Below are 22875 nucleotides of genomic sequence, written 5' to 3' on the forward strand. Positions count from 1 at the left end.
CGATGTCCGTCATCGGCGCGCATCGGCGGTCAATAGGCATGCACCGCGACCACGTGCACCACCGCGCTGATGCCCAGCAGCACCACGAAGGGCAGGTGCGCGACGTGCCACAGCGCGAACACGCGTTCGTAGGCGCTGAACTGCGCCACGCGCACCACGGCCTCCAGGTAGCGCGCGACGAGCCGGCGCGCGTGGCGGCGCCGGCGCTGCAGCACGCCGCGCGGCGCGGGGTCGCGCACGGCGCGCTCGGCCAGCGGTCGTTCGAGCGCGCGGCTGCACTGCAGGCGGACGTGCCACTGCTGCAGCGGCAGCCACAGCACGTGCCGCAGCGCGGTGGCCAGGCCCGGCGGCGCGGCGAGCACGCGCTGCTCGAAGGCGAGCAGCGCCGACTCGACGTCCGGCGCGAAGGCCAGCCGGGAGCGGGCATTGTTCTCGATGAAGCCGGCGCGCGCCTGCAGCTCGCGCAGCGACGTGCGCTCGCCGTCGAGCCCGCGGTGGACCCGCACGTACAGGTAGCGGCCGACGAGGCCGCTGATCACCACGATCACCATGCTCCACAGCGCGACGCCGGCATTGAGCGAGCCGATGCGCCATGTCGAGTGCACGAGGATCAGCCAGGGGCCCAGCAGGCCGCAGGCCATGTGCATCAGGAACCAGCCGCGCACGCGGCCCCATTCGCGCATGAAGCGCAGGTGCTTGCGCGCCGGGTACAGCAGCAGCACCGCCATCATCGAGCCACCGAGCACGGCCATCCAGTAGCTGATGTCGTCCCCGGAGCGGAACCAGCCGGAGCGGCCTATCCACCACGCCGAGGCGGTCATCAGCATCAAGGCCACGGCGATCGGGCTGCCGTGCCCCCTGCGGCCGCGGTCGGCCCGTTCGCGTGCCGGCGGTGCCACCGCCGGGCCGCTGCCCTTGCTCGCCACGCTGGTTCCCATCGTCGCCCTCGCCGCCGGCGACAAGCCCTGGCCCCTCGGGCCATGCGTCGCCCGAGATGCCGGCGTCGCGCCGTTCCCAACGTCTTTCATTCGACCGCAGACCCTGCACCGGGCTGCGAGCCGATGATCGGGCGCCCGACGACAGGTGCGACTAAGGCGAATTAAGGGATGAAGCGGAGTGTTTCAGGGCGCGAGGATTCCACTGCAGGCAGTCGAGGAGCGTCTGCTGCACATCCACGGGGATGGCGCTTCCGGTCTCTCCGAAGGGCTGCCGAAGCGTTGCGGAACAGAAATGACCCGCGAGCCTCGGGGCGGACGTGTTCCGACTTGCCCAGGTTCTGGACCGTCCTCTCGTCCATTTCTCTACATGGATGTAGAGATAAGCACTTGTAGATATGCGGACAAGTATGTATCGTTCGCTACATGGCCAACGAAGATCCACCGGGCTGGCTGCTGCTGGTCGTCTCGCTGCCCACCGACGGCGCGACCGCGCGAATGCGCATATGGCGGGCCCTGAAGGCCCTCGGGTGCGTAGCGCTGCGCGACGGCGCCTATCTGATGCCAGGTGGTGATGAACGTGCCCAGGCGCTGAAGGACCTGGCCGATGAGTGCATCCGCGAGCGCGGCAACGCATGGTTGATGGCCGTGCAGCCTCGCCTGGCCGACGAGGACGAGACCTGGCGCGCGCTCTTCGATCGCTCGAACGAGTACGCCGAACTGCGCAAGACGTGGAAGGAAGCGAACCGCGGCCTCGCGGCCCTTTCAGCGGCCGAGCTCGCTCGCCTGCAGCGCAAGCTGCAGCGTGAGTTCGATGCGCTGAAGGCCATCGACTTCTTCCCGGGCGATGCTTCGGCCGAGTCCGAGGCGGCATGGACGGACTTCTGCCGCCGCATCGACTCCGTGCTGTCGCCCGACGAGCCGCACGAGATGGCCGGCAGCATCCCGCGGCTCGACCCCGCGCAGTACCAGGGCCGCACCTGGGCCACGCGGCGTCGCCTGTGGGTCGACCGCGTGGCCAGCGCCTGGCTGATCAGGCGCTTCATCGATTCCGAGGCGCGCTTTCGCTGGCTCGCCGCGCCGTCCGATTGCCCCAAGAGCGCGCTGGGGTTCGACTTCGATGGCGCGCGCTTCACGCACGTCGGCAACCGCGTGACCTTCGAGACGCTGATGGCGAGCTTCAGTCTCGACGGCGACCCCGCGCTGCAGCGGCTGGCCACCATCGTGCACCACCTCGACGTCGGCGGCGATCCCGTGCCCGAAGCCAGTGGCTTCGAGGCCGTGATGGCCGGCGCTCGGGAACGCCTGGACGATGACGACGCCTTGCTGGCGGAAATGAGCACGGTGCTCGATTCGTTGTACGCGCACTTCGAGCGCGCTGCGCACAAGGCCAAGACCTGAGGACGACCCTGCCATGAACGAGACGGCAAGCCCTTCGGATGGCGGAGGCACCTCATCGGGCTGGTGCCGCACCCCTTGATGACCCGCTGAACCAACCATTGAAAGAGAGCCGCATGGACTCGCTCATCCAAGACCTGCCGTTCGACCCCGCTTCCCTCGAGGGACTGTCCGAGAAGCTGCTGCGCAGCCACCATGCGAACAACTACAGCGGTGCGGTGAAGCGGCTGAATGCGCTGCGCGCGCGACTGGCGCAGACCACGATGGCCACGGCGCCCGGCTTCGAGCTCAACGGGCTGAAGCGCGAGGAGCTGATCGCGACCAACTCGATGCTGCTGCACGAGCTGTACTTCGCGAGCCTCGCCGGCGGCGGCAAGGTCATGGAGCCGGCGATGGCGCTTGCGCTCGCGGCCAGCTTCGGCAGCGTCGACCGCTGGCGCGAGGAGTTCGTTGCCTGCGCCAAGGCGCTGGGTGGCGGCTCGGGCTGGATGCTGCTGCAGTTCCAGCCGCGCGAGGGCAGCCTCGTCAACCAATGGGCGGCCGACCACACACATGCGCTCGCCGGTGGCGTGCCGATCCTGGCACTTGACATGTACGAGCACGCCTACCACCTGGACTTCGGCGCCGCCGCCGGCGCCTACGTCGACGCCTTCATGGGCAACATCGACTGGGCCGCGGTGTATCAGCGCTACCAGGTCGCAGTGCATGCGGCCAGCGAGCCGTTCGCTGCGACGCAGGACGACGCGGCCTCGGCGCTCGTGATCGACGTGCGCCGAGCCGGTGTCTTCGAGAAGGCCAAGCAGATGCTTCCAGGCGCGCGCTGGTTCGACCCCGCGTCCGTGGCCCAGTGGGCCGGGGAGTTGCCCAAGGACCGCGACGTCGTCGTCTACTGCGTCTACGGCCACGAGGTCGGCCGCTCCACGGCCATGCGCCTGCGTGCGGCCGGTGTCAATGCGCGTTATCTGCAGGGCGGCTTCGACGGCTGGCAGGCCGCCGGCCGATCACTTGCGCCGAAGTCCTGAGCAGGCCAGCGCCGGCGCGCGCGTCGCTCATCCTTGCCCAGGGCGGCCGTCATGCTGATCTCGTCGGAACAAGTGCTGCGCGACATCCAGATCGGCCAGGCCATCACGGCTGTCGAGCAAGCCCTCCTGCGCATGGGAGCCGGGCTGGTGAGCGCCCCGGTGTCGATGGGGGTGGCGGTCGCCGATGGCACGTTTCATGTCAAGGCCTGCACATCGACGCCACCGGACGCTGCCGGCCTCTTCGTGGCCAAGATCAACGCGAACTTCCCGGCCAATTCCGCCACGGGCAGGCCGACGATCCAGGGCGCGATCGCCGTGTTCGACACACGCCACGGCGATCTGCTCGCGATCGTGGACTCACCCTCGATCACCGCACTTCGCACCGCAGCGACGACCGCCCTGGTGATCCGGCACCTGGCGCCGCGCGACGCCCGTGTGGCAACCGTCGTCGGGTGCGGCATGCAGGGGCGCTTCCACCTGGAAGCCCTCCAGGCCTGCGGCATTCAACGCGTCCATCTCTTCGACACGGTGTCGCCGCAGGCTCGCGCGCTGGCGCAGTGGGCGCGCGTCACGCTCGGCATCAATTGCGAGGCCGTCGACGACATGCGGCGTGCAACGCTGGCAAGCCGGGTCATCGTCACCTGCACGCCGTCGCGCCAAGCGTTTCTCGGCGCCGACGACGTGGGGCCGGGCACGCTGGTCGCGGCAGTCGGTGCGGACAACGAAGGCAAGTCGGAGATCGATCCGGCATTGCTCACGCGGGCGCGCGTGGTGACCGACCTCACCGCGCAGTGCCTCAAGGCCGGCGACCTCCATCACGCGCCGACATCCGTTGTCTGCGGCGAACTGGCCGACGTCGTGGCGGGCCGGGTGGCGCGAACCGCAGCGGACGACATCGTGGTCTTCGATTCGACCGGGCTGGCAGTGCAGGACCTGGCGCTCTGCGAATTGCTCGTCTCGGCCCGCCCGCCGTTCGCATGAGCGCGCTGCAATGACCGCCCGGCACCTGCCGTCGATGAACACGACCACCCGGAGGCCATCATGAAGTCCTGCGCGCTTGCCTGCGTGATCTCGTGCGCCCTGTCGACGGGCGCGTTGGCCGCGGTCGGCGATGCGGACCCAGCCACGATCAAGGCGCATGTCGAGTTCCTGGCGGACGATCTGATGGAAGGCCGGGAGGCGGGAACCCGCGGCTACGACATCGCGGCCCGCTATGTCGCGAGCCAGTTCGCACGCATCGGCCTTCGACCTGGCGGCGACGCGGGCACGTTCCTGCAGCGGGTGCCGTTGCGTTCCACGCAGTTGCTGCCGAACACATCGGAGTTCGAGGTGGCCGGGCCTGGACAGGTAGGGCCATACAAGTTCGGCGAAGACTTTGTCGTGCTTCCCAGCCGCCATGCCGACAGCACGGACGCGAGTGCCGAGGTCGTCTATGCCGGTCACGGCATCGTGGCCCACCACCTCGGCGTCGACGACTATGCAGGCCTCGATGCCAAGGGAAAGTTCGTCGTCGTGCTGGCAGGCAGTCCGCCCCTTCTGTCCGGCGACCAGGCGGCGCACTTCGCGAACCCGCGGCTGAAACAGGAGTTCGCCGCCGCGCGCGGTGCAGTCGGCGTGATCACGCTGCAGACGCCGGCCAACGAAGCACTCTTCCCCTTCGCGCAGATCCCGCGAACGCTGCACTTGTTCCGTTCATTCGCCTGGCTCGACGCCAACGGAACGCCCCACGGCGGCGGCACCGCGGTTCCCCACCTGGCCACCTTGTCGATCGCCGGCGCGGAGAAGTTTCTCGGCCATGCAGGCCTGAAACTGGCGGACCTCGTCGCACGGGCCGGGCAGGGACTGCCACCGCGCACCGTCGAGATGACCGCCAAGGTCCGGATCGCACGCAAGAGCCGCATGCAGGACGTGGCCAGCGCCAACGTCGTCGGGGTCATCGAAGGCAGCGACGCGCTGCTGAAGCACGAGCACATCGTGGTGTCGGCGCACCTGGACCACCTGGGCATGGTGCCGGGAACGACCGGCGACACCATTCATAACGGCGCCCTGGACAACGCCACCGGCGTCGCCGTGATCACCGAGGCGGCGCGCCTGCTTGCCGCGATGCCGAGCCGGCCGAAGCGCTCCATCGTCTTCGTAGCCTTGACCGGCGAAGAGGCCGGCCTGCTGGGGTCCGAGCACTTCGTGAGCCGCTCGCACGCGGCGGGAACGGCGCTGGTGGCCAATCTCAACGTCGACATGCCGATACTGACCTACGACTTCCGCGACATCTGCGCCTTCGGCGCGGAACATTCGAGCATCGGCGAACTCATCGCCAGGGTCGCGCAGTCCAAAGGCGTGCAGGTATCGCCGGACCCCAAGCCGGAGCGGCGCCGATTCACACGCTCGGACCAGTACTCGTTCGTGAAGGCCGGGATTCCGGCGGCGTTCCTGAACACCGGCGTGCACTCGATGAACGAGGACGGCGCGGGTCAGAGGGCCCGGGACGAGATCGAGGCGAGGCACTACCACCGCGTCAGCGACGACACCTCCCTGCCGATCAACTACGGCGCCGCGGCGCGGTTCGCGGGGCTGGGCGCGGCGATCCTCGTCGAACTGGCGAATGCGCCGACACGCCCGCATTGGAAGCCGGGGAACTTCTTCGGCGAGACCTTTGGTCGAGGCAGCGGCGAACTGGCGCGCTGACGAGAGCGATGGCGGGACCCGGGCGCGAGGCGCTCATCGTTCAGTCGCCTGCCCGGCAATCACACGCACGCGAGGGCACGAGCCCGTCGAGTGCACATCGAACCTCACCGGCAGGAACTGCTCGATCACGCCGATGTTGGTCGTGGCATGGTCGGTCATCGTGGTGCAGGTGAATGACGCCTCGCCGCCTCGTGCCGCGACGGCGAGTGCCAGCGGCAACATCCACTGGTCCGCCAGGTGCTGCCCCAGAGCACCCTCGCTCGCCTGGTGCGCCCTGATCTCCTGGACCAAGGCATCCGCCACCTGCTCGGCACGCACGCCCTTCTCGCCGAAACTCGTCACGACCTCGTTCACATGCGCATAGCCCAGCGTGGCCATCAGCGCGTTGCCCGGGCCTTCGTTCTGCCGCACGGCCGGCGTGCGCAGCTGCTCACCCGACCAGCCCAGTGCGCGCGACAGCGCCGCGAGTTCGCGCGCCGCCACGGCGCTCGGCAAGGCCGGCGCGAAACACTCTGCGTACGCCTCCTGCAGCGGTCCGCGATCGGTCAGGTCGAAGGGTTGCAGGCCCGCGGCGGCCGGATGCACCACGGCTGAAATCTCGCCGCCGCCCGCCGGATAGAAGCCCAGCCGGCGCAGGTCCAGGTCGAGACCCACACCGAGGCGCCGCAGCAGCGGTGCGAAGCTGCGTTCGAGGAAGTGAAACGGCGGCGCCATCGGGTTGTGCGTGCCGCCGCTGAGCGACACGCGGCTGGGCTCGGCACCGAGCATCAGGGCCGGCAGCACCGTCTGCAGCACCAGCGTGCAACTGCCCGCGGTGCCGACATTGAAGGCGTAGTCGCCGGCGCGCACGGCGCCAGGCTCGAAGACCACGGTCTGCGAGCCGAGCTCCGCCCCCTCCACCCGCGCGCCGCAGACGGCCACGGCCGCCTGCACGCAGGTCAGGTGCTGGCGCATCAAGCCCGGCTTCGCACGCTTCGCACGGATGCGTTGGATCAGCATGGGCTGGCCGGTGCACATCGACAGGGCCAGGCCCGTGCGCAGGATCTGGCCACCACCTTCACCGGTCGAGCCATCAAGTTCGATCACGTTCATTCTTCTCTCGTTCTTCCCTCAGGACCGTCTCGGCCAGGAAGGCGTCCAGCATCGTGGTGTCAGCGCGAGACGGATCCACGACCACCTGGGTCGCGGCCGTAGCGAGCTCGCTCTCGATGAAGGCGTGGATGGCGGTCCACCGAGGACTCGTGGCCGCTTCACCGGCACGCATCTTCACTTCGAGCAGTCGGTTGATCTCGTCCAGCAGTGCGTGGTCGTCGAGCGTGGCCTGCGCCAACGCCGCAAAGCGCATCGGCGGCACACCTCGCCCGTCGCGAATCCACCGGGCGGCCAGCAACGGCCGCAGCACGTACAGGTATTTCTTGTAGCGAACCTCTTCCCCACGCAGATGCTCGCGGAAGTTCTTCTTCGCCATCGACACGTAGTGGTGGTAGCCGCGCACGGCCGAGAAGCCGTCTTTCGCCAGCACACGCAGGCGCGCTGCCGCGTCGACCTCTTCGCGGTAGATGATCGGCGAGCGCAACCATTCGAGCAGCGTCGGGTTCGACTGGCGCAGCAACAGCAGCGTCTTGCGCAGGTCCCAGCCGTTCACGTCGAGGTCGCCGCTGATCGGCTGCTCGATCACGTCGCGCCCCGGCTCGACAGTCAGGTACCACGACAGGCGGTTCACATAGATGAAGCGCACGTCGTAGTCGCTGTCGGGCGACGCGAAACCCCAGCCGCGACTGCCGGACTCGCAGGCGAACAGCACCTTCACATCGTTAGCGGCCTCGATCTGCCGCAGACAGTCGAGGATCCGATCGCGCATCGCCGGGTCGATCGGGTGCGCACTGATCAGTGTTTCGTTCTTCATGACTCTCTCCCCATCCTCTTCAGAAGGGGAGGGAGCCACCCGGCCCGACCTCCCCAACTAGCCCTTCACACACACCACCTGCTTCAAGGTGTGGACGACTTCCACCAGGTCCTTCTGCGCCTCCATCACCGCATCGATGTCCTTGTAGGCCATCGGGATCTCGTCGATCACGTCCTTGTCCTTGCGGCACTCGACACCTTCGGTCGCCTTGATCTGGTCGTCGATCGTGAACAGCTTCTTCGCCTTGGTGCGGCTCATCACGCGGCCGGCACCGTGGCTGCAGCTCTCGAAGCTCTCGGCGTTTCCCAGGCCGCGCACGATGTAGCTGCGCGCACCCATGCTGCCGGGAATGATGCCCAGCTGACCACGCTTCGCGCTCACCGCGCCCTTGCGCGTCACGAACACGTCCTCGCCGAAGTGATGCTCCTGCTGCACATAGTTGTGGTGGCAGTTCACCGCCTCGACATGCGATTCGAACGGCTTCGTGATCACCTTGCGCACCGTCGCGATCAGGTTGCTCATCATCACCTCGCGGTTGCGCGCCGCGAACTTCTGCGCCCAGCCCACGCCGCGCACGTAGTCGCCGAAGTACTGCGCACCTTCCTCGAAGTACGCCAGGTCCTGGTCCGGCAGGTTGCGTTGGTGCAGTTCGGCGTCCTTCTTCGCCAGTTCGATGAAGTGCGTGCCGATCGCATTGCCCACGCCGCGCGAACCCGAGTGAAGCATGAACCACACGAAACCGTCCTCGTCGAGGCAGACCTCGATGAAGTGGTTGCCGGTGCCCAGCGTTCCCAGGTGCTTGCGGTTGTTCGTGTTCTTGAGGCGCGGGTGCAGCTCGCACAGCGCGTCGAACTCGTCCGCCAGCATCGCCCAGACCTGGTCCACCGCCTCGGGCGGGTTCTCCCAGCTGCCCTGGTCGCGGCCACGGTTGCGCGGTGACGAGCCGTGCGGCACGGCACGCTCGATCGCGGCACGCAGCGGCGCCAGGTTGTCGGGCAGGTCGTTCGCGTGCAGCGTGGTCTTGCAAGCCATCATGCCGCAGCCGATGTCCACGCCGACGGCGGCCGGGATGATCGCGCGCAGGGTCGGGATCACCGAACCCACGGTCGCACCGATGCCCAGGTGCACGTCGGGCATCGCGGCGATGTGCTTGAACACGATGGGCAGGCGCGCCGCGTTGGCGAGCTGCTGCTTCGCTTCGTCTTCCACGGGCACGCCGCGCGTCCACATCTTGATGGGCACGCCGCCTTCGGGTTGCTCGGTGTAGTAGTTCTGTTCCATGTTCATCATCTACCGCAAAAATGGTGCCTCGTTGCGACAAGGGTTGGTGAAACGTCGTGCTCTACCGGACTGAGCTACGGCCCCCCTGATGTGAGACCGGCGGGATTCGAACCCGCGACCACGAGATTAAGAGTCTGTAGTTCCACCTGCATTCGCAACGCGACATCAATACAAACGCGACAAGGGACGGCAAGACGTCTTGCCATTGCCGGTTTCCCGGCAACGGGGGATCGAACCCCCATGGCTCCCGATGTAGTCCTGCCTGCATTCGCGTCAAAACCTCAATTCCTTCGAATGCTCTCGAGTGGCGACTAGAAATCCGGTGAAACCTTGAGCGTGGACAACGATGTAGTTCCACCAGGCATTCGCCACTCGACAACATTCACGGTCAGGTCGGTACCGCACGCGACCAGATTCGCAAGAGTTGCCGGCCAGCGTCTTGATCAAAAGAGCGCTGGCTGCGGGCTTGCAGGCCCGCGTGGCAGTGTGGTGCTGTACTCCTGCGCGCATTCGCATGCGGCACCTTCCTTACTTCACTTCCTTCCCTTCTTGCTACTGTGCGGCCAGCGAGACCTTCTCGATCTCGCCCACCCAGTGTTCCGGGCCCGTCTTGCCCTCGGCGAACGCGGCCATCACCGAGAACACCGCATCCGAGAAGCCGCCGACATTCATGATGTCGTGCCGCTCCGCCGCCTGCGTCGTGCCGTGCGGCTGGACGTCGATGCACACGAGCCGTGCTTGCGGGTTGCGCTGCTTCAGCACTTCCCACTCGCGCATCGTCTGCGTCGCACCGCGCCGCGTGGCATCGACCCACGACTCGTTGTCCGAGACGAGGATCACCAGTTCCACCTTCGCACGCTCCTTGTTGAGCAAGGCCAGCGGCGCGCTGCAGTTGGTGCCACCGCCTCCGATGGCGGCCAAGGCTTGCGCATTGGTCATCACCGAGTCGCGGGTGTTCAACGACAGCTTCACCACGTCCTGCTCGAACGGCAGAACACGCGCCGCCGGGTTCTTGCGCAACACCGCTGCCGAGACCAGGGCCGCGACATCGATGCAACGCACGCTCGACGTTGCCGAGCCGCGGTGACCCGTCACTGACGAGCTCATCGAGCCCGACACGTCGGGGCACACCACCACACGGCCATCGAACGCCGGCACGTTGGCCAGCGCCGCCTCCATCGCGTCCTGCAGCGCATCACGAACCACCGCCGGCACACCTTCTCCCGTCGCCTTGAAGGCCGACATCAGCTGGTACGGCAGCACGCGCGCGTGAACCACAGCCTTCGGGTCCCGCAGCTTGGCTGCGATCGCCTCGGCCATGCCGTCAAGCTCGAACACGCCGTGACGCGCGAAGGTGTTCAGGTTCTGGCGCACCATCTGCCACGAACCCGCACGCGCGATCTGCGCCCACTTCGCGGTGCTCAGCGCCAGCGCGGTCAGCATCTGGAACGGAACGTCCGGCACCTCGCACACCGCGCCATCGGCCACGGCCCGCTTGAAGCGCTCGAAAGCTTGCGTGATGGGCGGCAGCGCCGTCTCATCGACGGCCTTGCCGATCAACCACGCGAACCACGCAGCGCGCCAGGCCTCTGCCGGCTTCGGGTGAACCATCTTCACCACGTCGGCCAGCGACGGCGTGTTGCCCACCGCGGCGTTCAACAGCTGCTTCTCGCTGGCGGTCAGCAGCCAGTGCTGAACGAGCTTCTTCGGACGCGAACCCAGCGACCTGCGGCCCACCGAGCCACTGCGCACGATCTGCACGAAGTTGCGCAGCATCTTGCCGTTGTCGACCACGCGGCCGAACACCTGGCCCAGCAGTGCCACGTCGCGCACGGCAAGCGTGGCGGCCAGCACGGCCGGCATGTCCTTCATGTGGCCGGCCTGGCGTGCGTAGATGGCGGTCTTGGCCACGAACGCTGCGTCCACGGTTTGCGCCAGGGCACGCACCGTGTCCAGCTGCGAGTCCGCGCTCGCATAGAAGGTCTGGTTCAGGCAGCCGGTCGCAGCGAGCTGCGCCAACTGATGGCGCGCGCTCAGGGCATAGGCCGGCGCCTGCTCGTGGTTGCGAGCGGTGGCATCCGGCAGCAGCACGCCCTTGAGCGTCTTGAAGAGTTGGGTGTTGACCATGAGTGTGTTCTCCTCTCTGTGCATTCAACTTGTATGGCGATGCGCGCGGCTCAGTTCAGTCGCGAGCCCTTCGGCAGCCTCGCGGTGAGCCACTCGTGCACGTCCGCCCGGATGTGCCGGCCTTCGAGCAGGAAGTCCTCGAAGCGGCTCGGCACGTAGGGCAGGTACAGCAGCGGCATGCTCGCTTCCTCGGGCGTGCGGTCGGCCTTGCGGCCGTTGCAGGCACCGCAGGCGGTGACCAGGTTCATCCAGGTCCAGCGGCCGCCGCGCGATTCCGGCACGATGTGTTCGCACTGCAGGTCACGCTCGTTGAAGCGCTGGCCGCAGTAGGCGCACGTCAGCCGGTCACGCCGGAACAGCTTGCCCTTGCTGAACGCGGGCACCACGTCGAACAGGTTGACCTTGGACGCGCCGTGCAGCGCGATGATCGGGTGCACATCGATGATCGACTGCCGGCCGCGCCCGACGTTGAAGCCCCCACGCAGCGTCGCTAGCGGGCCATCGCCGTCGACCCACGCCACCGAGTCCGTGGCCACATGCAGGGCCGCGTGCTCGAGCGAGATCCACGCCTGCGGCGTGCCCTGGATGTCGAGTTGCAGCACATGGCTGTGGCGTGGGTGCATGGGTGGCCTCCCTTCTTGGCCGCTTCGTGGATGATTTCGGTTTGGCACGTGATGGCGGGGGTGACAGGATTCGAACCTGTGTGCACCGGGTCAAAGCCGGCTGTCTGAGGCCACTCGACTACACCCCGTCGTCCGTTCAACGCTGATAGTGATCGCGGTTCACGCCGTCAAAAGCGACCGCTGCGCATGCAGCAACGCTTGAAACGACTTCGCGGAGCCGCATGGGCACGGATCGTTGCGCCCGAGCTTCTCGATGAGTTCCTTCGCGCCGCCGACGATGCGGTCACCGCGCTTCACACCCGTCTCGGACGGGAAGCCTTTGCGCCGTTTGCTCGTAGTCGTGAAAGCTCACGTCGTCTTCATGGATCGGTTTCATGGCATACCTCCCGGGTGGTTGATGTTCTCGGCTCTGCTGTAGTTGGTGGTCCGGGGTGGGCACGATCCACCGGCCTTCGCCTTGTGAGGGCGCTGCTCTGCCGCTGAGCTACCGGACTGCTGCCTGGTCCCCTCGGTCCGAGTCGAACGGACATGCCCTGCGGCTCCGGTTTCTGAGACCGGTGCGTCTGCCTATTCCGCCACGAGGGGGTTGATGGGTGGTGCGTCGCCACGGGCTTGAACCCTGACCATCCGGGGTAAGAGCCCGGTACTCTGCCGCTCGAGTTCGCGACGCGTTGAAAGGCATGCGCTTGGGGGTGACCAGCCGGAGTCGAACCGGCACCAGCGGGTCCACAACCCACGGCTCTGCCATTGAGCTACGGCCACACCCAAACGCACGACATGCGGTGCACTTCGGTGTCCTGGAACTGATGGTCTCGGCGGCAGGGATCGAACCTGCGACCTGATGCTCCCAAAGCACCCGCGCTTCCAACTGCGCTACACCGAGAAGGTTGAGAATGGTCGGCGTGGGCGGATTTGAACCGCCGGTCTTCGCGTCCCGAACGCGACGGATTGGCCAGGCTTTCCCACACGCCGTGGAACTGGTTGATGATGGTGGCCACAGTTGGACTCGAACCAACGACTCCCGCCTTATCAAGACGGTGCTCTACCGGGCTGAGCTATGCGACCCCGAATGGTGGCTCCCCGAGACGGCCTCGAACCGCCGCGCTTCCGGTTAACAGCCGGACGCTCTACCCACTGAGCTATCGGGGAAAAGGTGCGGCAACATGCTGCCGCAGGTGCAAGATGGACTCGACGGACGGATTCGAACCGACGCGGGCTGGACGCCGACAGTTTTGCAGACTGCGGCCTTCGACCACTTGGCTACGTCGAGTGAGGAAACTGTGGCGGGGGTGCACGGACTCGAACCGCGTACCTTCGGTTTTGGAGACCGACGCTCTGCCTGTGGAGCTTCACCCCCTCTTTGACACGCTGAGCGAACACGGTTGCTACGTATTCGGTCTGGAGCCTCGTGCACGATTCGAACGTGCGACCTCCGATTTCGTAGACCGGCGCTCTGGTCCGCTGAGCTAACGAGGCGTGTGATGGTGTAAGACCTGGCGCCCCGTGCGGGAGTCGAACCCGCGGCTTCCGGCTAGACAGGCCGGCACTCTGGCCACTGAGTTAACGGAGCATGCGAGAACCGGCGGCCGGCCGGGTCGGGTGTTGATGAGTGGTGGGCGCTGATGGATTCGAACCACCGTGTCCTTGGAAACTGCTTTACAGGCAGCCGCATTCGACCTCTCTGCCAAACGCCCGGCGAACTGGTGGAGATGGCCGGCTTCGAACCGACGACCCTCTGCTTGCAAAGCAGGCGCTCTGCCATCTGAGCTACACCCCCTGTGAAGTGTCCGGTGACGGGTTCCGGCGCCGCCCAATCGTTGCGGCCGATTTCCGCCCTCGAGGCGCGCTTGCGCCGAGGGCTCCTGTCTGGCATCCCGTACGGGAAGTCGAACCCGTGATCTCCGAGTTGAAAGCCCGGTGTCCTTGACCACTAGACGAACGGGACATGGGAATCCATGTCGGCTGTGCCCACACGCGCGGCGCCCGGTGCACCAGGCGCATCGCTGCACGTGCCCCGCAGCGTGGCCACGCACATGCACGCCGGCGGACCGGCGCTTGTGCACGGACACACCCGACATGGAGCGGATGACGAGTCTCGAACTCGTGGCCCCGACCCTGGCGAGGTCGTGCTCTGCCAACTGAGCTACATCCGCATGTTGCGAAAACGACCTGCCGGCCAGTACCGGCGTCGCCTCGCTGCAACTTGTTAAAGAGCCACCTGCAGCCAATGCGGCAGGTGTCGCGGACCAAACAGCCTCGGTCCGCTGCGACCTGCCTGCCAGGCAGGTCGCGGTTGGGTTGATGACGCCTGGGCAGCGCCTGGAATGACAAAGGCCCGGATCCTTTCGGATTCCGGGCCTCTTTCGAGCCTGCTCTCGCGAGCTGGGAGGGATGTGCGTCTACGCGCTCCCCTCGCCCGGTTGCATCTGGTCCTCATACGCTGCCAGTTCAAGCCTGGCGGCGACGACGCACGGATGCAGGTTGGTGCACCGATCCAATGCCTTGGCATTGACCATGACCTTCGAGAACGCCGGCCAACCGGCGCGCACGGCCGCACCGCAACCCGATGCGGGTCGAATGCTGGTCGTTGCAAATCGGCTGGCGTTCACGGCGTGTCCTCGATGGGTCCTGGTGGTTCGGTCGGTTGTTCGGTCCTGGTTCCGTCGGACAAGTCTTTGACCTGACGTCCGGAACCGATGGGCTGAAGTGTGAAGACTCTTCACGCGGGCGTCAACCCCTTTCTGTGAAGAATCTTCACGTTGATGCGAAAATCCCATCTTCGCTTCCAAGACCGTCCGCTGCTCCCGTGACCGACCCCCACCACGTCCGCCGCAACAACGCCCACGCGGCGTTCCAGGCCTTCGCAGAGCAGCGCCTGGCATCTGGCCATGCGCCGAAGGGGCTCGAACAGGCATTCGCCGAGGTGCTGGAGATCAGCCCGGCACTGTGGTCGATGACCAAGTCCGGCTCGCGCCCGATGAGCGACAAGCTCGCTCGCCAGTTCGAGGTGCGGCTGGGCAAGCCGGTCGGCTGGATGGATGAGGAGCGCGAGCCGCATGGGCTGACGCAGGCGGAGCAGCACACGATGGCACTTGCGCTGGCGGCGTATCGACGCACCAACGCCGAGGGGCGCCGGCGCCTGCGCGCCTTGCTGAAGGATTTCACTTGAGCTGCGCGGGGTCGCTCACGTGCACCACCGGGTAGGCCGGACGTCGATACGATCGAACCCGTCGATGGAGCGTGAACATGGCAAAGCTTGTCGACTACCCGTTCGAGGTTCGTCCGCTGGGTCAAGAAGAAGGCGGGGGCTATCTCGTCTCCTTCCCCGACTTCGCTGAGTGCATCTCAGACGGCGAAACGATTGAAGAAGCAATCGTGCAGTGAAGGCCATGCTCGACGAGACACCGCGCGACGCAGGCGACGGCAGCCCGATCGATTGCGCCGCCGACACCCAGGCCATCAGGGTCACCTTGCGCATGTCCGGCTCACATGCCGTGACGCTCGCCAGCCGCGCCCGCGCGGCCGACGTCTCGCAAGGAACGTACGTCGCCAGGCTCATCGACGGCACGCCGGCCCAGCCGCTTTCGCCGGATCACACGCAGGCCATTACCGCGCTGATGGCGTCGACCGACCGACTCGCCGCCCTCAGCGTCGATCTCAATGCCTTCATGCGCCTCCTGGGCCGCGCACAGAAGAGCGAACTCTAGCCCTACCGCACCGCCTCCAGTCCCTGATCAAGGACGTTCGTGTGCACCTTGAAGCCGCCGCGGCGCTGGTTGCTGCGCTGCGCGCAGCGAGAGGACGGCGATGAGCTCGGGACCCACCGTCGACGGTGTGCTCGTGCAATGGGGCGAGCGGCTCTTCTATCCATCCAACCGGATCGTCAAGCCAGCGCCGACCCCGCGCCTGAACACGCTGACGCGACGCAAGGCTGCCGTGATCCGCCGGCGCATCGAAGCGACGGCCACATGGCGAGCGCCACAGGTGATGGTCAAAGTGACGGGCGGAGGTCGGGACATGAAGGCGATCGCCGCTCACTTCCGCTACATCAGCAAGAACGGCCGGCTCGCCATCGAAGACGATCGAGGTGTCGTGCGAGACGGCAAGGAAGCGCTGCACGACCTGGCCGAGCAGTGGCGCTACGGCGGATCGTTGATCGGCGACGTGGGGCACCGGCGCGAGGCCTTCAACATCATGCTGTCGATGCCGCACGGCACCGATCCGCGCCTGGTGCAGAAGGCAGCGCGCGAGTTCGCGCAGGCCGAGATGTCGGAGCATCGCTACGTGATGGTTCTGCACGAGCACCAGGCCAATCCCCACGTGAACCTGAGCGTTCGTGCGGAGTCGCGGACGGGCGAACGCCTGAACCCGCGCAAGACCGACCTTCACCGTTGGCGAGAGACGTTCGCCGAGAAGCTGCGAGGGTGTGGCGTCGAGGCCGAGGCGACGCGTCAGGCCACGCGCGGCGGGAACCGCAACTTCGATCCGCTGTGGCGCGTGAAGGCCAGGCAGGACGGTCGCCTGCGCCAGACCGGTGCCGCGACGAAGGCCGGCCAGCGCTACTGGGACAGCCGGGCCGACGCCATGAGGGGCTGGGCGCACATCATGAAGGCGTTGGCAGCCTCCGAGAGTCCTGAGGCCCGCAAGCTGGCCGAGCACGTCTCGCGCTTCGTGCGAGGCGCGCCCTTCGTGCGGGAGGCGGTGCGTCAGCGGTAAGCGGAGGTGGCCGTCGCATCCCGGCAGCCGCCCGGCCCGCAGCCACAGAGCGGCAAGGCGATCGACCGACCCGGCCCTGAGCTCGAGCGTTGACCCCACCCCACCCCCTCACCCCGCCCCCGCGGGGCGGGGCAGTCCTTGCCGCCGGACGGGCTCGGGGGCTGGCCTCACCTGGTGACGCCAGCCCCCAGTCAGCGTGCAGCTTGCCACTCCCCGTCAAGGGTTCGCTGCGCCGGGCGCTGCCCGCCCTTGACCGGGCGCGGCCAGCTGGAGAGTGCGTGTCGCTGCGCACAGGGATTGCAGCACTGCGCCAGCGGCAAAGCCTTGGGGCACAAACTGACCGACAGTCCAGGCCTCGATTTCCGAGATTTCAAACTGCACCCGCCTGGTCCTGGCCCGCAATTGCGCGCACGGAATTCAGAACGTCCTGCGCCCACAGTGCGACGCGCCCTTGTCTAGGGTTGACTGCGCCCTTTGATGCCACGACTGGTGGGTATGTGCTGTTCAGGCCGCTGTTTCCTGGGTGAGCTACCTTGACTACTCGCTTCCCGTACGGGCCAAGTTTCCCGGCGAGGAGTTGAGCCTTCCTTCCGCAGAGGACCACCAGATCGCAGCCATTCAGTTCCTCGATCACTCGTGCCACGTTCTGGGCCTCGACGACCTCAGCGTCTCGTGCTTCCGAGGAACTGTCGCCGAGCGATTTGGCGCGGGCCTTGGCGAATGCGTTTGTGATTCTGTACTCGTAGCGTCCTGTGGAAGGGAAGTTCGTCGGGTCTTCCGCATGCAGGAGATGCAACGCGGCGTCAAGGTTTGCTCCCGTGTCCCCAGAGACCGGCCGTCCGGCGGCAGCTTCTGCAGCGCCCGGTACGCTCAGGACGAAGGCCGTAGATTGCGTGCCATGACAGTAGTGAGGGGAGAAGGCAGGCATCTGGTGCGGCCTAACGCAGTTTCACCGACAGGTGCACGAACCCAGAGGCGTCCGTCGTCTCCTTGACCTCCAGGTAAACCTGCTTGCGCACGAGTTCGCTCAGCTTGGTGAAGCCGTAGTTCCGAGGATCGAAGGAGGTGTTGTTCTTATTGATGAAAGATCCGACCGCAGACAGCGGGGCCCAACCACTGTCTCGCAACGTCTCCCGGACAGCGTGCATCAGCAATGCCTTCAGATCCGGCATCCCCGCCACTTGCACCGGAGGAGCAGCGTCCGAGGGCCTGTGAAGAACTTCGAAGAAGATGAACTTGTCGCACGCGGCGATGAAGGGCTCAGGCGTCTTGCGTTCACCCAGCCCGTAGACGATCTTGCCTGCTTCGCGCATCCGCGTGGCGAGGCGAGTCAAGTCACTGTCGCTCGAAACCAGGCAGAAGCCGTCGACGTTGCCGGCGTACAGCAAGTCCATGGCGTCGATGATGAAGGCCGAGTCGGTGGAGTTCTTGCCCTTGGTGTAGGCGAACTGCTGCATCGGCTGGATCGCGTGGCGATGCAGGTGCTCCTTCCAGCCCACAAGGTTCTGCGTGGTCCAGTCGCCGTAGGCACGTTTGATCGTGGCCGTGCCGTACTTCGCGACCTCTTCAAGCAGCTCCTTGACGACAGATGCCGTGGCGTTGTCAGCGTCGATCAGTACCGCCAGGCGCGCGGTCTCCGTTGCAGCCATGTCGTGAGCTTCCTCCCGTCGTGGCCCACGTTACGCCGGACCGGTGCCTTCCGTCAAACCGGCCGAGCTGATCGAGAGGGAAGCCGGCAGGCCGTCGACCGCCTCTCTCGCGGCGCCCGGCAGGGCCGTGGTCGGACTGTCCGACTCGCAGGCTCGAGACGCGACCGACTGCATGGATGACTTCTTGGTGATTGCAGGATAGGCTGCCCGCCAGCAATTGGCTGCCACGCAGCCTGGTACAAGAGCGACCAGAGGGAGGCGACGCCGCGATGGCAAGACGGAAGAAGTCCAGTCCTATCGAGGACCTCGTCGAACTGGTCGCCATGCTGCCGTGGTGGGCTGGTGTCGTCCTCGCTCTGCTGAGCTAGATGCCGATGGGCTCGCGGGATGTCTTGCCCTCGAGCGAGTAGCGCCAGTAGAACTGCACCGCCTTGCCGGACAGCATGCGCACCTGCAGCGAGCCGCCATGCGGCAGCTGCTCCACCGTCACGAAGGTTCCGGGGGGTGCGTACTTCAGCAGCGAGGGGATGCCGCCCGGCTTGTTCGAGCTCATGTCGGTTGCTATCGTTCGACCCACGAGAGGGCGTCCCGGTGGTCATCAACGCACTGCGCTTTCTGGCGTACAAGTCGGCCGTGGCCACAGCAGCGGACGCCGGTTCATGAAGCGACCTCACCTCGACCCGCCGCCCACGACAGCCAGCGCCGAGCGCTCGGCGAAGCACGCGACCTGGACGCTGTTGTTTCTCGCGTGGTCGATTGCCTTGTCCGCGACCGCCGGTGCGCTGTTCCTGGGCGAGGTGATGGGCATGACGCCGTGCGTGTTGTGCTGGTACCAGCGCATCGCGATGTTCCCGCTGGTGATGATCCTCGGCGTCGGCCTGCTGGAGCCCGATGCTCGCGCCATTCGATACGCGTGGCCGCTTGCGTGGGTCGGCTGGATCCTCGCGGCCTACCACTGCCTCGTCTTCTGGGGCGTCGTGTCTGAAGCCCTGGTGCCGTGCGGCAAGGGCACGTCGTGTGCAGACGTCGACGTGCAGGTGGCCGGCGTGGTCCCGATCCCGTTGGTATCGCTGGGCGCCTTCACGGCCATCCTGGCCCTGTTGTGGGTTGCACGAAGAAGGGAGACATCGTGAACTGGAAGCTGCTGGTCGCCTCGACGCTGGCTGTGGTCGTGGTGGCCTTCGTCGCCGCCGTCGTGATCTATCGGGGTCGCGCCGACCAGGTGGCGGCGACGGTCGTGCAGAACAACAACCAGGCGCTGGTCAGGGCACATTCGCCGGTCTACGGCAATCCCGCCGCGCAGGTCACCATCGTCGAGTTCTTCGATCCCGCCTGCGAGACCTGTCGTGCGTTCTATCCGCTCGTCAAGCGCATCGTCAACGCGAGCTTCGGCCAGGTGCGGCTGGTGATGCGATATGCGCCGCTGCACCAGGGCTCGGACACGGCCGTCAAGATCCTGGAAGCGGCCCGGGAGCAGGGCAAGTACTGGGAGGCGCTCGAACGGACGCTCGGCGAGCAGCCCCGGTGGGCCTCGCACCACAAGCCTGAGCCCGAGCTGATCTGGAGCCTGATCTCCGATCTCGGCATCGACATGGCAAAGGCGCGGGCCGATGCAGCCGGCCCGGCCATCGCCCAGCGGCTGAGCCAGGACGTCGCCGACATGCAGGCCTTGAAGGTCGACAAGACGCCTGGCTTCTTCGTCAACGGCACGCCGCTGCGCGACTTCGGGCACGAGCAGTTGAAGGCCCTGGTCGAGCAGGAGACCCGGAAGTCAAGGCGCCGTAGGTCCGCTGCAGGGGCGCGGTGGGTTCCCGCTCGGCGCCGGCGGCCGCCTTGCGCCCGCTTCGCGCGCCGCGGCGGTTCCAAAGTGACGCGGGCGCTGCCACCGGTGGTGGAAGCGCCCGCGGGTCTGGTCGAGACCTGGCTACATCACGTAGAGAGGTCCCTCTCGGACCAAGAGAATGAAGACATATCACCTCCTTTCGCTGTTGCCGGGAGGACTGAAGCGTACTCCTTCTCGGAATCCCCGGTGGCCGAGCGGGGTCGTTCCAGTCGGATATTCGGGCCGTCCTTCACGCCGCGCTGCGCAGCGCCGCCAGATCCAGCACCTCGATCGCCGCGCGGCTGCGCCGGATCGCCCCGGTCGCTTCCAGTTCCTTCAGCGCCTGGTTCACGGTCTGCCGCGACAGCGCCAGCATCTGCGCGAGCTGTTCCTGCGAGACCTTGAGCACGCGCGCGCCGCCGCGGTCGAGCGCGCCGTGGCCGGTGGCCATCAGCGCCAGGCGGCCGGCGACGCGCGGGGTCGGCGGCAGCAGCACCAGGCCTTCCATCGCGACGAATGACACGCGCAGTTTGTGTGTCAGCAACCGGCCGAAGTGGCGCCAGTGCGCGGGCTGCTGCGACAGCAGCTCGTCGAGCGCGAACTGCGGCACGTGCCGCAGCGTGGCGTCGGTCTGCGCCCAGGCGTCATGCGTGCGCGGCTCGTTGTCGAAGAGCGCGATCTCGCCGAACCACTGCGGCGCTTCGCAGATCGCGAGGATCGCTTCCTGCCCGGTTTCAGTGATGCCGGTGAAGCGCATCTGCCCGGCCGTGATGCCGTAGAGGCCGTCCGGTTGGTCGCCGCGGGCGAACAGGCGCTGGCCGGCGCGCAGCGCGACGGGCCGGGCCGTGCCCAGCAGCCATTGCCGCAGCGATGCCGGCAGCGACTGCAGCCACGGATCGGGAGCGGCTTCGCAGACATCAAGTCCGGCACCCGGGTTCATGCGGGGGCCTTGTGTCGAAGCCCCGACAGACGGCCGGCCGGGCCGTCGGCAAGATGCGGTGGCACTGCAAAGCACATGACGCGAGACGCTGCGTGGGATCGCTGATCGTAGCGGCCGCAGCGGCCGGCTCGCCCACAACGCCATGCCTGTTCCGTCCTCCCCTTCGTCCGATGTCGTGGTCGCCGGCGGCGGCCTCGCGGGCATCGTCACCGCGCTGGAAGCGCTGCGCGCCGGCCTGCGCGTCACGCTGATCGACCGCGACAGCCCCGAGCGCCTCGGCGGCCTCGCGTTGTGGGCCTTCGGTGGCATGGCGCTGGTGGGCACGCCGCTGCAGGCGCGCATGAAGATTCCCGACACCCCGGAGATTGCGCTGCGCGACTGGCTGCGCTTCGGCGAGCTCGATGCCGACGACGTGCACGCGATGCAATGGGCACGGCACTACGTCGAACAGTCGCGCGGCGGCGTGCACGACTGGCTGGTCGGCGAGGGCCTGTCGTTCATGCCCGCGGTGAACTGGGTCGAGCGCGGACTGCATGGCGAGGGCAACAGCCTGCCGCGCTATCACATTGTCTGGGGCACGGCGCGCGAGCTGGTGCGCCGCCTGGTCGCCGCGATGCGCCGCGCGGGCAGCGGCGGGCGGCTGACCGTGCTGCACCGCTGCCGCGTCTCGGCGGTGGAGCGCGCGGGCGGACGCATCGCCGGCGTGCAGGTGTGCGATGACACCACCGGCGCGACGGCGCTGGTGCGCGCGCCGGTGGTGGTGCTGGCGATGGGCGGGCTCAACGGCAGCCATGCGCAGGCGCGCGCGAACTGGCCGGCGGCACGGGCGCGGCCGGCGACGATGCTCAACGGCGCGCACCCGTATGCCGATGGCCTCCTGCACGAACATGTGCGCGACACGTTCGGCGGCCGCATCGTGCGCGCCGGCGAGATGTGGAACTACGCCGCCGGCATCCCGCATCCCTATCCGCACTTCGACGGTCATGGCCTGTCGCTGATCCCGTGCAAGTCGGCGCTGTGGCTGGACCACCGCGGCCGGCGCATCGGCCCCGAGCCGCTGGTCACCGGCTTCGACACCCACTGGCTGTGCCAGCGCGTCGCGCAGCAGGAGAAGCCCTGGACCTGGCACCTGCTGAACTGGCGCATCGCCACGAAGGAACTCGCGCTGTCCGGCGCCGAGCACAACCCGCGCATCCGCGACCGGCAGTTCCCGCTGTTCGTCAAGGAGACGCTGCTCGGCAACCACCGCCTGGTGCGGCAGATGGCGCGCCAGAGCCCGCAGTTCCTGGTCGACGATAGCCTGAGCGGCCTGGCCGCGAAGATGAATGCGCTGACCTGCTCGCACGACATCGATCTGACCGTGCTGCAGGCCACCGCCGATGCCTTCGATGCCAACTTCGCCGGCGGCCGTCGGCTGCACAACGACGACCAGATCCGCCGCATCCTGCATGCGCGCCAGTGGGGCCCGGACCGCTTGCGCACCTGCGCGCCGGCGCCGCTGCAGCAGCGCTGGGCGGGGCCCTTCATCGCGATCCAGGTGCAGCTGATCACCCGCAAGAGTCTGGGCGGGCTGCGCACCGACCTGCAAAGCCGCGTGCTCGATGCCGATCAACGGCCGATCGATGGCCTCTACGCCGTCGGCGAGGCCGCGGGCTTCGGCGGCGGCGGTGCCTGCGGCCGGCGCTCGCTCGAAGGCACCTTCCTGCCCGGCTGCATCCTCACCGCGCGCGCGGCGGCGCGGTCGATCGCCGCCGGACGCTGAAGACGAACA

Annotated in this window: 21 protein-coding genes, 15 tRNA genes and 2 pseudogenes; 12 read left to right on the plus strand and 26 right to left on the minus strand. The window is 67.2% G+C overall.

The window, feature by feature from the left end; all coding sequences use genetic code 11:
- Positions 1–29: 29 nt before the first annotated feature.
- Positions 30–938: a hypothetical protein gene (locus P1K89_RS23925; protein WP_284619044.1), complete on the minus strand. Its 909-nt coding sequence runs from the start codon at positions 936–938 to the stop codon at positions 30–32.
- Positions 939–1361: 423 nt separating this feature from the next.
- Between P1K89_RS23925 and P1K89_RS23930 the strand changes: the two genes are divergently transcribed.
- The 4 genes from P1K89_RS23930 to P1K89_RS23945 all read left to right on the plus strand — a co-directional run bounded on the left by P1K89_RS23930 (position 1362) and on the right by P1K89_RS23945 (position 6040).
- Entirely contained in the window at positions 1362–2336 is a 975-nt protein-coding gene (locus P1K89_RS23930; RefSeq protein ID WP_284619045.1) for a chromate resistance protein ChrB domain-containing protein, read from the plus strand.
- Positions 2337–2449: 113 nt separating this feature from the next.
- On the plus strand, positions 2450–3355 hold the full coding sequence (locus tag P1K89_RS23935) for a Fe-Mn family superoxide dismutase (RefSeq protein ID WP_284619046.1): 906 nt from the start codon (positions 2450–2452) through the stop codon (positions 3353–3355).
- A 51-nt stretch (positions 3356–3406) separates the two neighbouring features.
- Positions 3407–4336, plus strand: coding sequence for an ornithine cyclodeaminase family protein (locus P1K89_RS23940; RefSeq protein ID WP_284619047.1), 930 nt, complete (start codon positions 3407–3409; stop codon positions 4334–4336).
- 60 nt (positions 4337–4396) lie between these two features.
- A complete protein-coding gene (locus P1K89_RS23945) occupies positions 4397–6040 on the plus strand; it encodes a M28 family metallopeptidase (RefSeq protein ID WP_284619048.1) in 1644 nt (547 codons plus the stop codon).
- A gap of 33 nt (positions 6041–6073) precedes the next feature.
- On the opposite strand, the gene rtcA is transcribed toward P1K89_RS23945, so the two are convergent.
- From rtcA to P1K89_RS24055, 22 genes are all read right to left on the minus strand, one after another.
- Positions 6074–7132, minus strand: coding sequence for an RNA 3'-terminal phosphate cyclase (gene rtcA, locus P1K89_RS23950; RefSeq protein ID WP_284619049.1), 1059 nt, complete (start codon positions 7130–7132; stop codon positions 6074–6076).
- On the minus strand, positions 7113–7946 hold the full coding sequence (locus tag P1K89_RS23955) for a nucleotidyltransferase domain-containing protein (protein WP_284619050.1): 834 nt from the start codon (positions 7944–7946) through the stop codon (positions 7113–7115). The genes rtcA and P1K89_RS23955 overlap by 20 nt, the downstream gene beginning before the upstream one ends.
- Positions 7947–8003: 57 nt before the next feature.
- Positions 8004–9227: an RtcB family protein gene (locus tag P1K89_RS23960; protein ID WP_284619051.1), complete on the minus strand. Its 1224-nt coding sequence runs from the start codon at positions 9225–9227 to the stop codon at positions 8004–8006.
- 552 nt (positions 9228–9779) lie between these two features.
- Positions 9780–11354: a vWA domain-containing protein gene (locus tag P1K89_RS23965; RefSeq protein WP_284619052.1), complete on the minus strand. Its 1575-nt coding sequence runs from the start codon at positions 11352–11354 to the stop codon at positions 9780–9782.
- A 50-nt stretch (positions 11355–11404) separates the two neighbouring features.
- Complete coding sequence (locus tag P1K89_RS23970; RefSeq protein WP_284619053.1) at positions 11405–11977, minus strand: HNH endonuclease; 573 nt, start codon at positions 11975–11977, stop codon at positions 11405–11407.
- Between the two features lie 159 nt (positions 11978–12136).
- Positions 12137–12274 carry an SEC-C metal-binding domain-containing protein gene (locus P1K89_RS23975; protein WP_284619054.1) on the minus strand — a complete coding sequence of 46 codons (138 nt, stop codon included), beginning with the start codon at positions 12272–12274 and terminating at the stop codon, positions 12137–12139.
- 203 nt (positions 12275–12477) lie between these two features.
- Positions 12478–12562, minus strand: a tRNA-Leu gene (locus P1K89_RS23980).
- Positions 12563–12571: 9 nt separating this feature from the next.
- Positions 12572–12647, minus strand: a tRNA-Lys gene (locus P1K89_RS23985).
- A gap of 21 nt (positions 12648–12668) precedes the next feature.
- A tRNA-His gene (locus tag P1K89_RS23990) sits at positions 12669–12739 on the minus strand.
- 45 nt (positions 12740–12784) lie between these two features.
- Positions 12785–12860: transfer RNA gene (locus tag P1K89_RS23995), tRNA-Pro, on the minus strand.
- Positions 12861–12871: 11 nt separating this feature from the next.
- Positions 12872–12949 (minus strand) — tRNA-Pro (locus P1K89_RS24000).
- Between the two features lie 16 nt (positions 12950–12965).
- Positions 12966–13042 (minus strand) — tRNA-Ile (locus P1K89_RS24005).
- Between the two features lie 8 nt (positions 13043–13050).
- Positions 13051–13126: transfer RNA gene (locus P1K89_RS24010), tRNA-Asn, on the minus strand.
- A 34-nt stretch (positions 13127–13160) separates the two neighbouring features.
- Positions 13161–13247: transfer RNA gene (locus P1K89_RS24015), tRNA-Cys, on the minus strand.
- Positions 13248–13258: 11 nt separating this feature from the next.
- A tRNA-Trp gene (locus tag P1K89_RS24020) sits at positions 13259–13334 on the minus strand.
- A 42-nt stretch (positions 13335–13376) separates the two neighbouring features.
- Positions 13377–13453 (minus strand) — tRNA-Arg (locus tag P1K89_RS24025).
- Between the two features lie 18 nt (positions 13454–13471).
- Positions 13472–13547, minus strand: a tRNA-Asp gene (locus tag P1K89_RS24030).
- Positions 13548–13587: 40 nt separating this feature from the next.
- Positions 13588–13671, minus strand: a tRNA-Tyr gene (locus P1K89_RS24035).
- A gap of 7 nt (positions 13672–13678) precedes the next feature.
- Positions 13679–13754, minus strand: a tRNA-Ala gene (locus P1K89_RS24040).
- Between the two features lie 90 nt (positions 13755–13844).
- Positions 13845–13922: transfer RNA gene (locus tag P1K89_RS24045), tRNA-Glu, on the minus strand.
- 132 nt (positions 13923–14054) lie between these two features.
- A tRNA-Gly gene (locus P1K89_RS24050) sits at positions 14055–14130 on the minus strand.
- 246 nt (positions 14131–14376) lie between these two features.
- Entirely contained in the window at positions 14377–14586 is a 210-nt protein-coding gene (locus P1K89_RS24055) for a hypothetical protein (protein ID WP_284619055.1), read from the minus strand.
- 197 nt (positions 14587–14783) lie between these two features.
- Between P1K89_RS24055 and P1K89_RS24060 the strand changes: the two genes are divergently transcribed.
- The 4 genes from P1K89_RS24060 (at position 14784) to P1K89_RS24075 (ending at position 16693) form a co-directional block, all read left to right on the plus strand.
- A complete protein-coding gene (locus P1K89_RS24060) occupies positions 14784–15146 on the plus strand; it encodes a hypothetical protein (RefSeq protein ID WP_284619056.1) in 363 nt (120 codons plus the stop codon).
- Between the two features lie 77 nt (positions 15147–15223).
- Complete coding sequence (locus tag P1K89_RS24065) at positions 15224–15361, plus strand: type II toxin-antitoxin system HicB family antitoxin (protein WP_284619057.1); 138 nt, start codon at positions 15224–15226, stop codon at positions 15359–15361.
- On the plus strand, positions 15358–15684 hold the full coding sequence (locus tag P1K89_RS24070; protein ID WP_284619058.1) for a hypothetical protein: 327 nt from the start codon (positions 15358–15360) through the stop codon (positions 15682–15684). The genes P1K89_RS24065 and P1K89_RS24070 overlap by 4 nt, the downstream gene beginning before the upstream one ends.
- A 100-nt stretch (positions 15685–15784) precedes the next feature.
- Positions 15785–16693 carry a relaxase/mobilization nuclease domain-containing protein gene (locus tag P1K89_RS24075; RefSeq protein WP_284619059.1) on the plus strand — a complete coding sequence of 303 codons (909 nt, stop codon included), beginning with the start codon at positions 15785–15787 and terminating at the stop codon, positions 16691–16693.
- Between the two features lie 938 nt (positions 16694–17631).
- On the opposite strand, the gene P1K89_RS24080 is transcribed toward P1K89_RS24075, so the two are convergent.
- The gene (locus P1K89_RS24080; protein ID WP_284619060.1) at positions 17632–18342 is read right to left on the minus strand and encodes an NYN domain-containing protein; all 711 of its coding nucleotides are present in this window, start codon (positions 18340–18342) and stop codon (positions 17632–17634) included.
- 269 nt (positions 18343–18611) lie between these two features.
- Between P1K89_RS24080 and P1K89_RS33395 the strand changes: the two are divergent.
- A pseudogene (locus tag P1K89_RS33395) lies at positions 18612–18707 on the plus strand (restriction endonuclease); the annotation flags it as partial.
- Here the strand turns inward: P1K89_RS33395 and P1K89_RS24085 are convergent.
- Positions 18707–18895 (minus strand): hypothetical protein, encoded by a 189-nt coding sequence (locus P1K89_RS24085; protein WP_284619061.1) that lies wholly within the window; start codon positions 18893–18895, stop codon positions 18707–18709. The pseudogene P1K89_RS33395 and the gene P1K89_RS24085 sit on opposite strands and share 1 nt — an antisense overlap.
- A 106-nt stretch (positions 18896–19001) precedes the next feature.
- Between P1K89_RS24085 and P1K89_RS24090 the strand changes: the two genes are divergently transcribed.
- Together P1K89_RS24090 and P1K89_RS24095 are read left to right on the plus strand one after the other, a co-directional pair.
- A complete protein-coding gene (locus P1K89_RS24090) occupies positions 19002–19475 on the plus strand; it encodes a disulfide bond formation protein B (protein ID WP_284619062.1) in 474 nt (157 codons plus the stop codon).
- Positions 19476–19579: 104 nt separating this feature from the next.
- Positions 19580–20038: pseudogene (locus P1K89_RS24095) on the plus strand (DsbA family protein); the annotation flags it as partial.
- A gap of 376 nt (positions 20039–20414) precedes the next feature.
- Here P1K89_RS24095 and P1K89_RS24100 read toward each other — a convergent pair.
- Entirely contained in the window at positions 20415–21104 is a 690-nt protein-coding gene (locus P1K89_RS24100) for a Crp/Fnr family transcriptional regulator (RefSeq protein WP_284619063.1), read from the minus strand.
- Between the two features lie 142 nt (positions 21105–21246).
- Here P1K89_RS24100 and P1K89_RS24105 point away from each other — a divergent pair, with 142 nt between their 5' ends.
- Positions 21247–22866 carry an FAD-binding protein gene (locus tag P1K89_RS24105; protein WP_284619064.1) on the plus strand — a complete coding sequence of 540 codons (1620 nt, stop codon included), beginning with the start codon at positions 21247–21249 and terminating at the stop codon, positions 22864–22866.
- Positions 22867–22875 lie beyond the last annotated feature (9 nt).

The sequence above is a fragment of the Aquabacterium humicola genome (assembly GCF_030167915.1).
Taxonomy (GTDB): Bacteria; Pseudomonadota; Gammaproteobacteria; order Burkholderiales; family Burkholderiaceae_C; genus Pseudaquabacterium; species Pseudaquabacterium humicola.

Coding starts and splice junctions, on each gene's coding strand:
- P1K89_RS24105 (WP_284619064.1), top strand. CDS start 21,247: ATGCCTGTTCCGTCCTCCCCTTCGTCCGATGTCGTGGTCGCCGGCGGC.
- P1K89_RS24065 (WP_284619057.1), top strand. CDS start 15,224: ATGGCAAAGCTTGTCGACTACCCGTTCGAGGTTCGTCCGCTGGGTCAA.
- P1K89_RS23945 (WP_284619048.1), top strand. CDS start 4,397: ATGAAGTCCTGCGCGCTTGCCTGCGTGATCTCGTGCGCCCTGTCGACG.
- P1K89_RS24090 (WP_284619062.1), top strand. CDS start 19,002: ATGAAGCGACCTCACCTCGACCCGCCGCCCACGACAGCCAGCGCCGAG.
- P1K89_RS24080 (WP_284619060.1), bottom strand. CDS start 18,342: ATGGCTGCAACGGAGACCGCGCGCCTGGCGGTACTGATCGACGCTGAC.
- P1K89_RS24075 (WP_284619059.1), top strand. CDS start 15,785: ATGAGCTCGGGACCCACCGTCGACGGTGTGCTCGTGCAATGGGGCGAG.
- P1K89_RS23930 (WP_284619045.1), top strand. CDS start 1,362: ATGGCCAACGAAGATCCACCGGGCTGGCTGCTGCTGGTCGTCTCGCTG.
- P1K89_RS23960 (WP_284619051.1), bottom strand. CDS start 9,227: ATGGAACAGAACTACTACACCGAGCAACCCGAAGGCGGCGTGCCCATC.
- P1K89_RS23925 (WP_284619044.1), bottom strand. CDS start 938: ATGGGAACCAGCGTGGCGAGCAAGGGCAGCGGCCCGGCGGTGGCACCG.
- P1K89_RS23940 (WP_284619047.1), top strand. CDS start 3,407: ATGCTGATCTCGTCGGAACAAGTGCTGCGCGACATCCAGATCGGCCAG.
- P1K89_RS24085 (WP_284619061.1), bottom strand. CDS start 18,895: ATGAGCTCGAACAAGCCGGGCGGCATCCCCTCGCTGCTGAAGTACGCA.
- P1K89_RS23970 (WP_284619053.1), bottom strand. CDS start 11,977: ATGCACCCACGCCACAGCCATGTGCTGCAACTCGACATCCAGGGCACG.
- P1K89_RS23955 (WP_284619050.1), bottom strand. CDS start 7,946: ATGAAGAACGAAACACTGATCAGTGCGCACCCGATCGACCCGGCGATG.
- P1K89_RS23965 (WP_284619052.1), bottom strand. CDS start 11,354: ATGGTCAACACCCAACTCTTCAAGACGCTCAAGGGCGTGCTGCTGCCG.
- rtcA (WP_284619049.1), bottom strand. CDS start 7,132: ATGAACGTGATCGAACTTGATGGCTCGACCGGTGAAGGTGGTGGCCAG.
- P1K89_RS24100 (WP_284619063.1), bottom strand. CDS start 21,104: ATGAACCCGGGTGCCGGACTTGATGTCTGCGAAGCCGCTCCCGATCCG.
- P1K89_RS23935 (WP_284619046.1), top strand. CDS start 2,450: ATGGACTCGCTCATCCAAGACCTGCCGTTCGACCCCGCTTCCCTCGAG.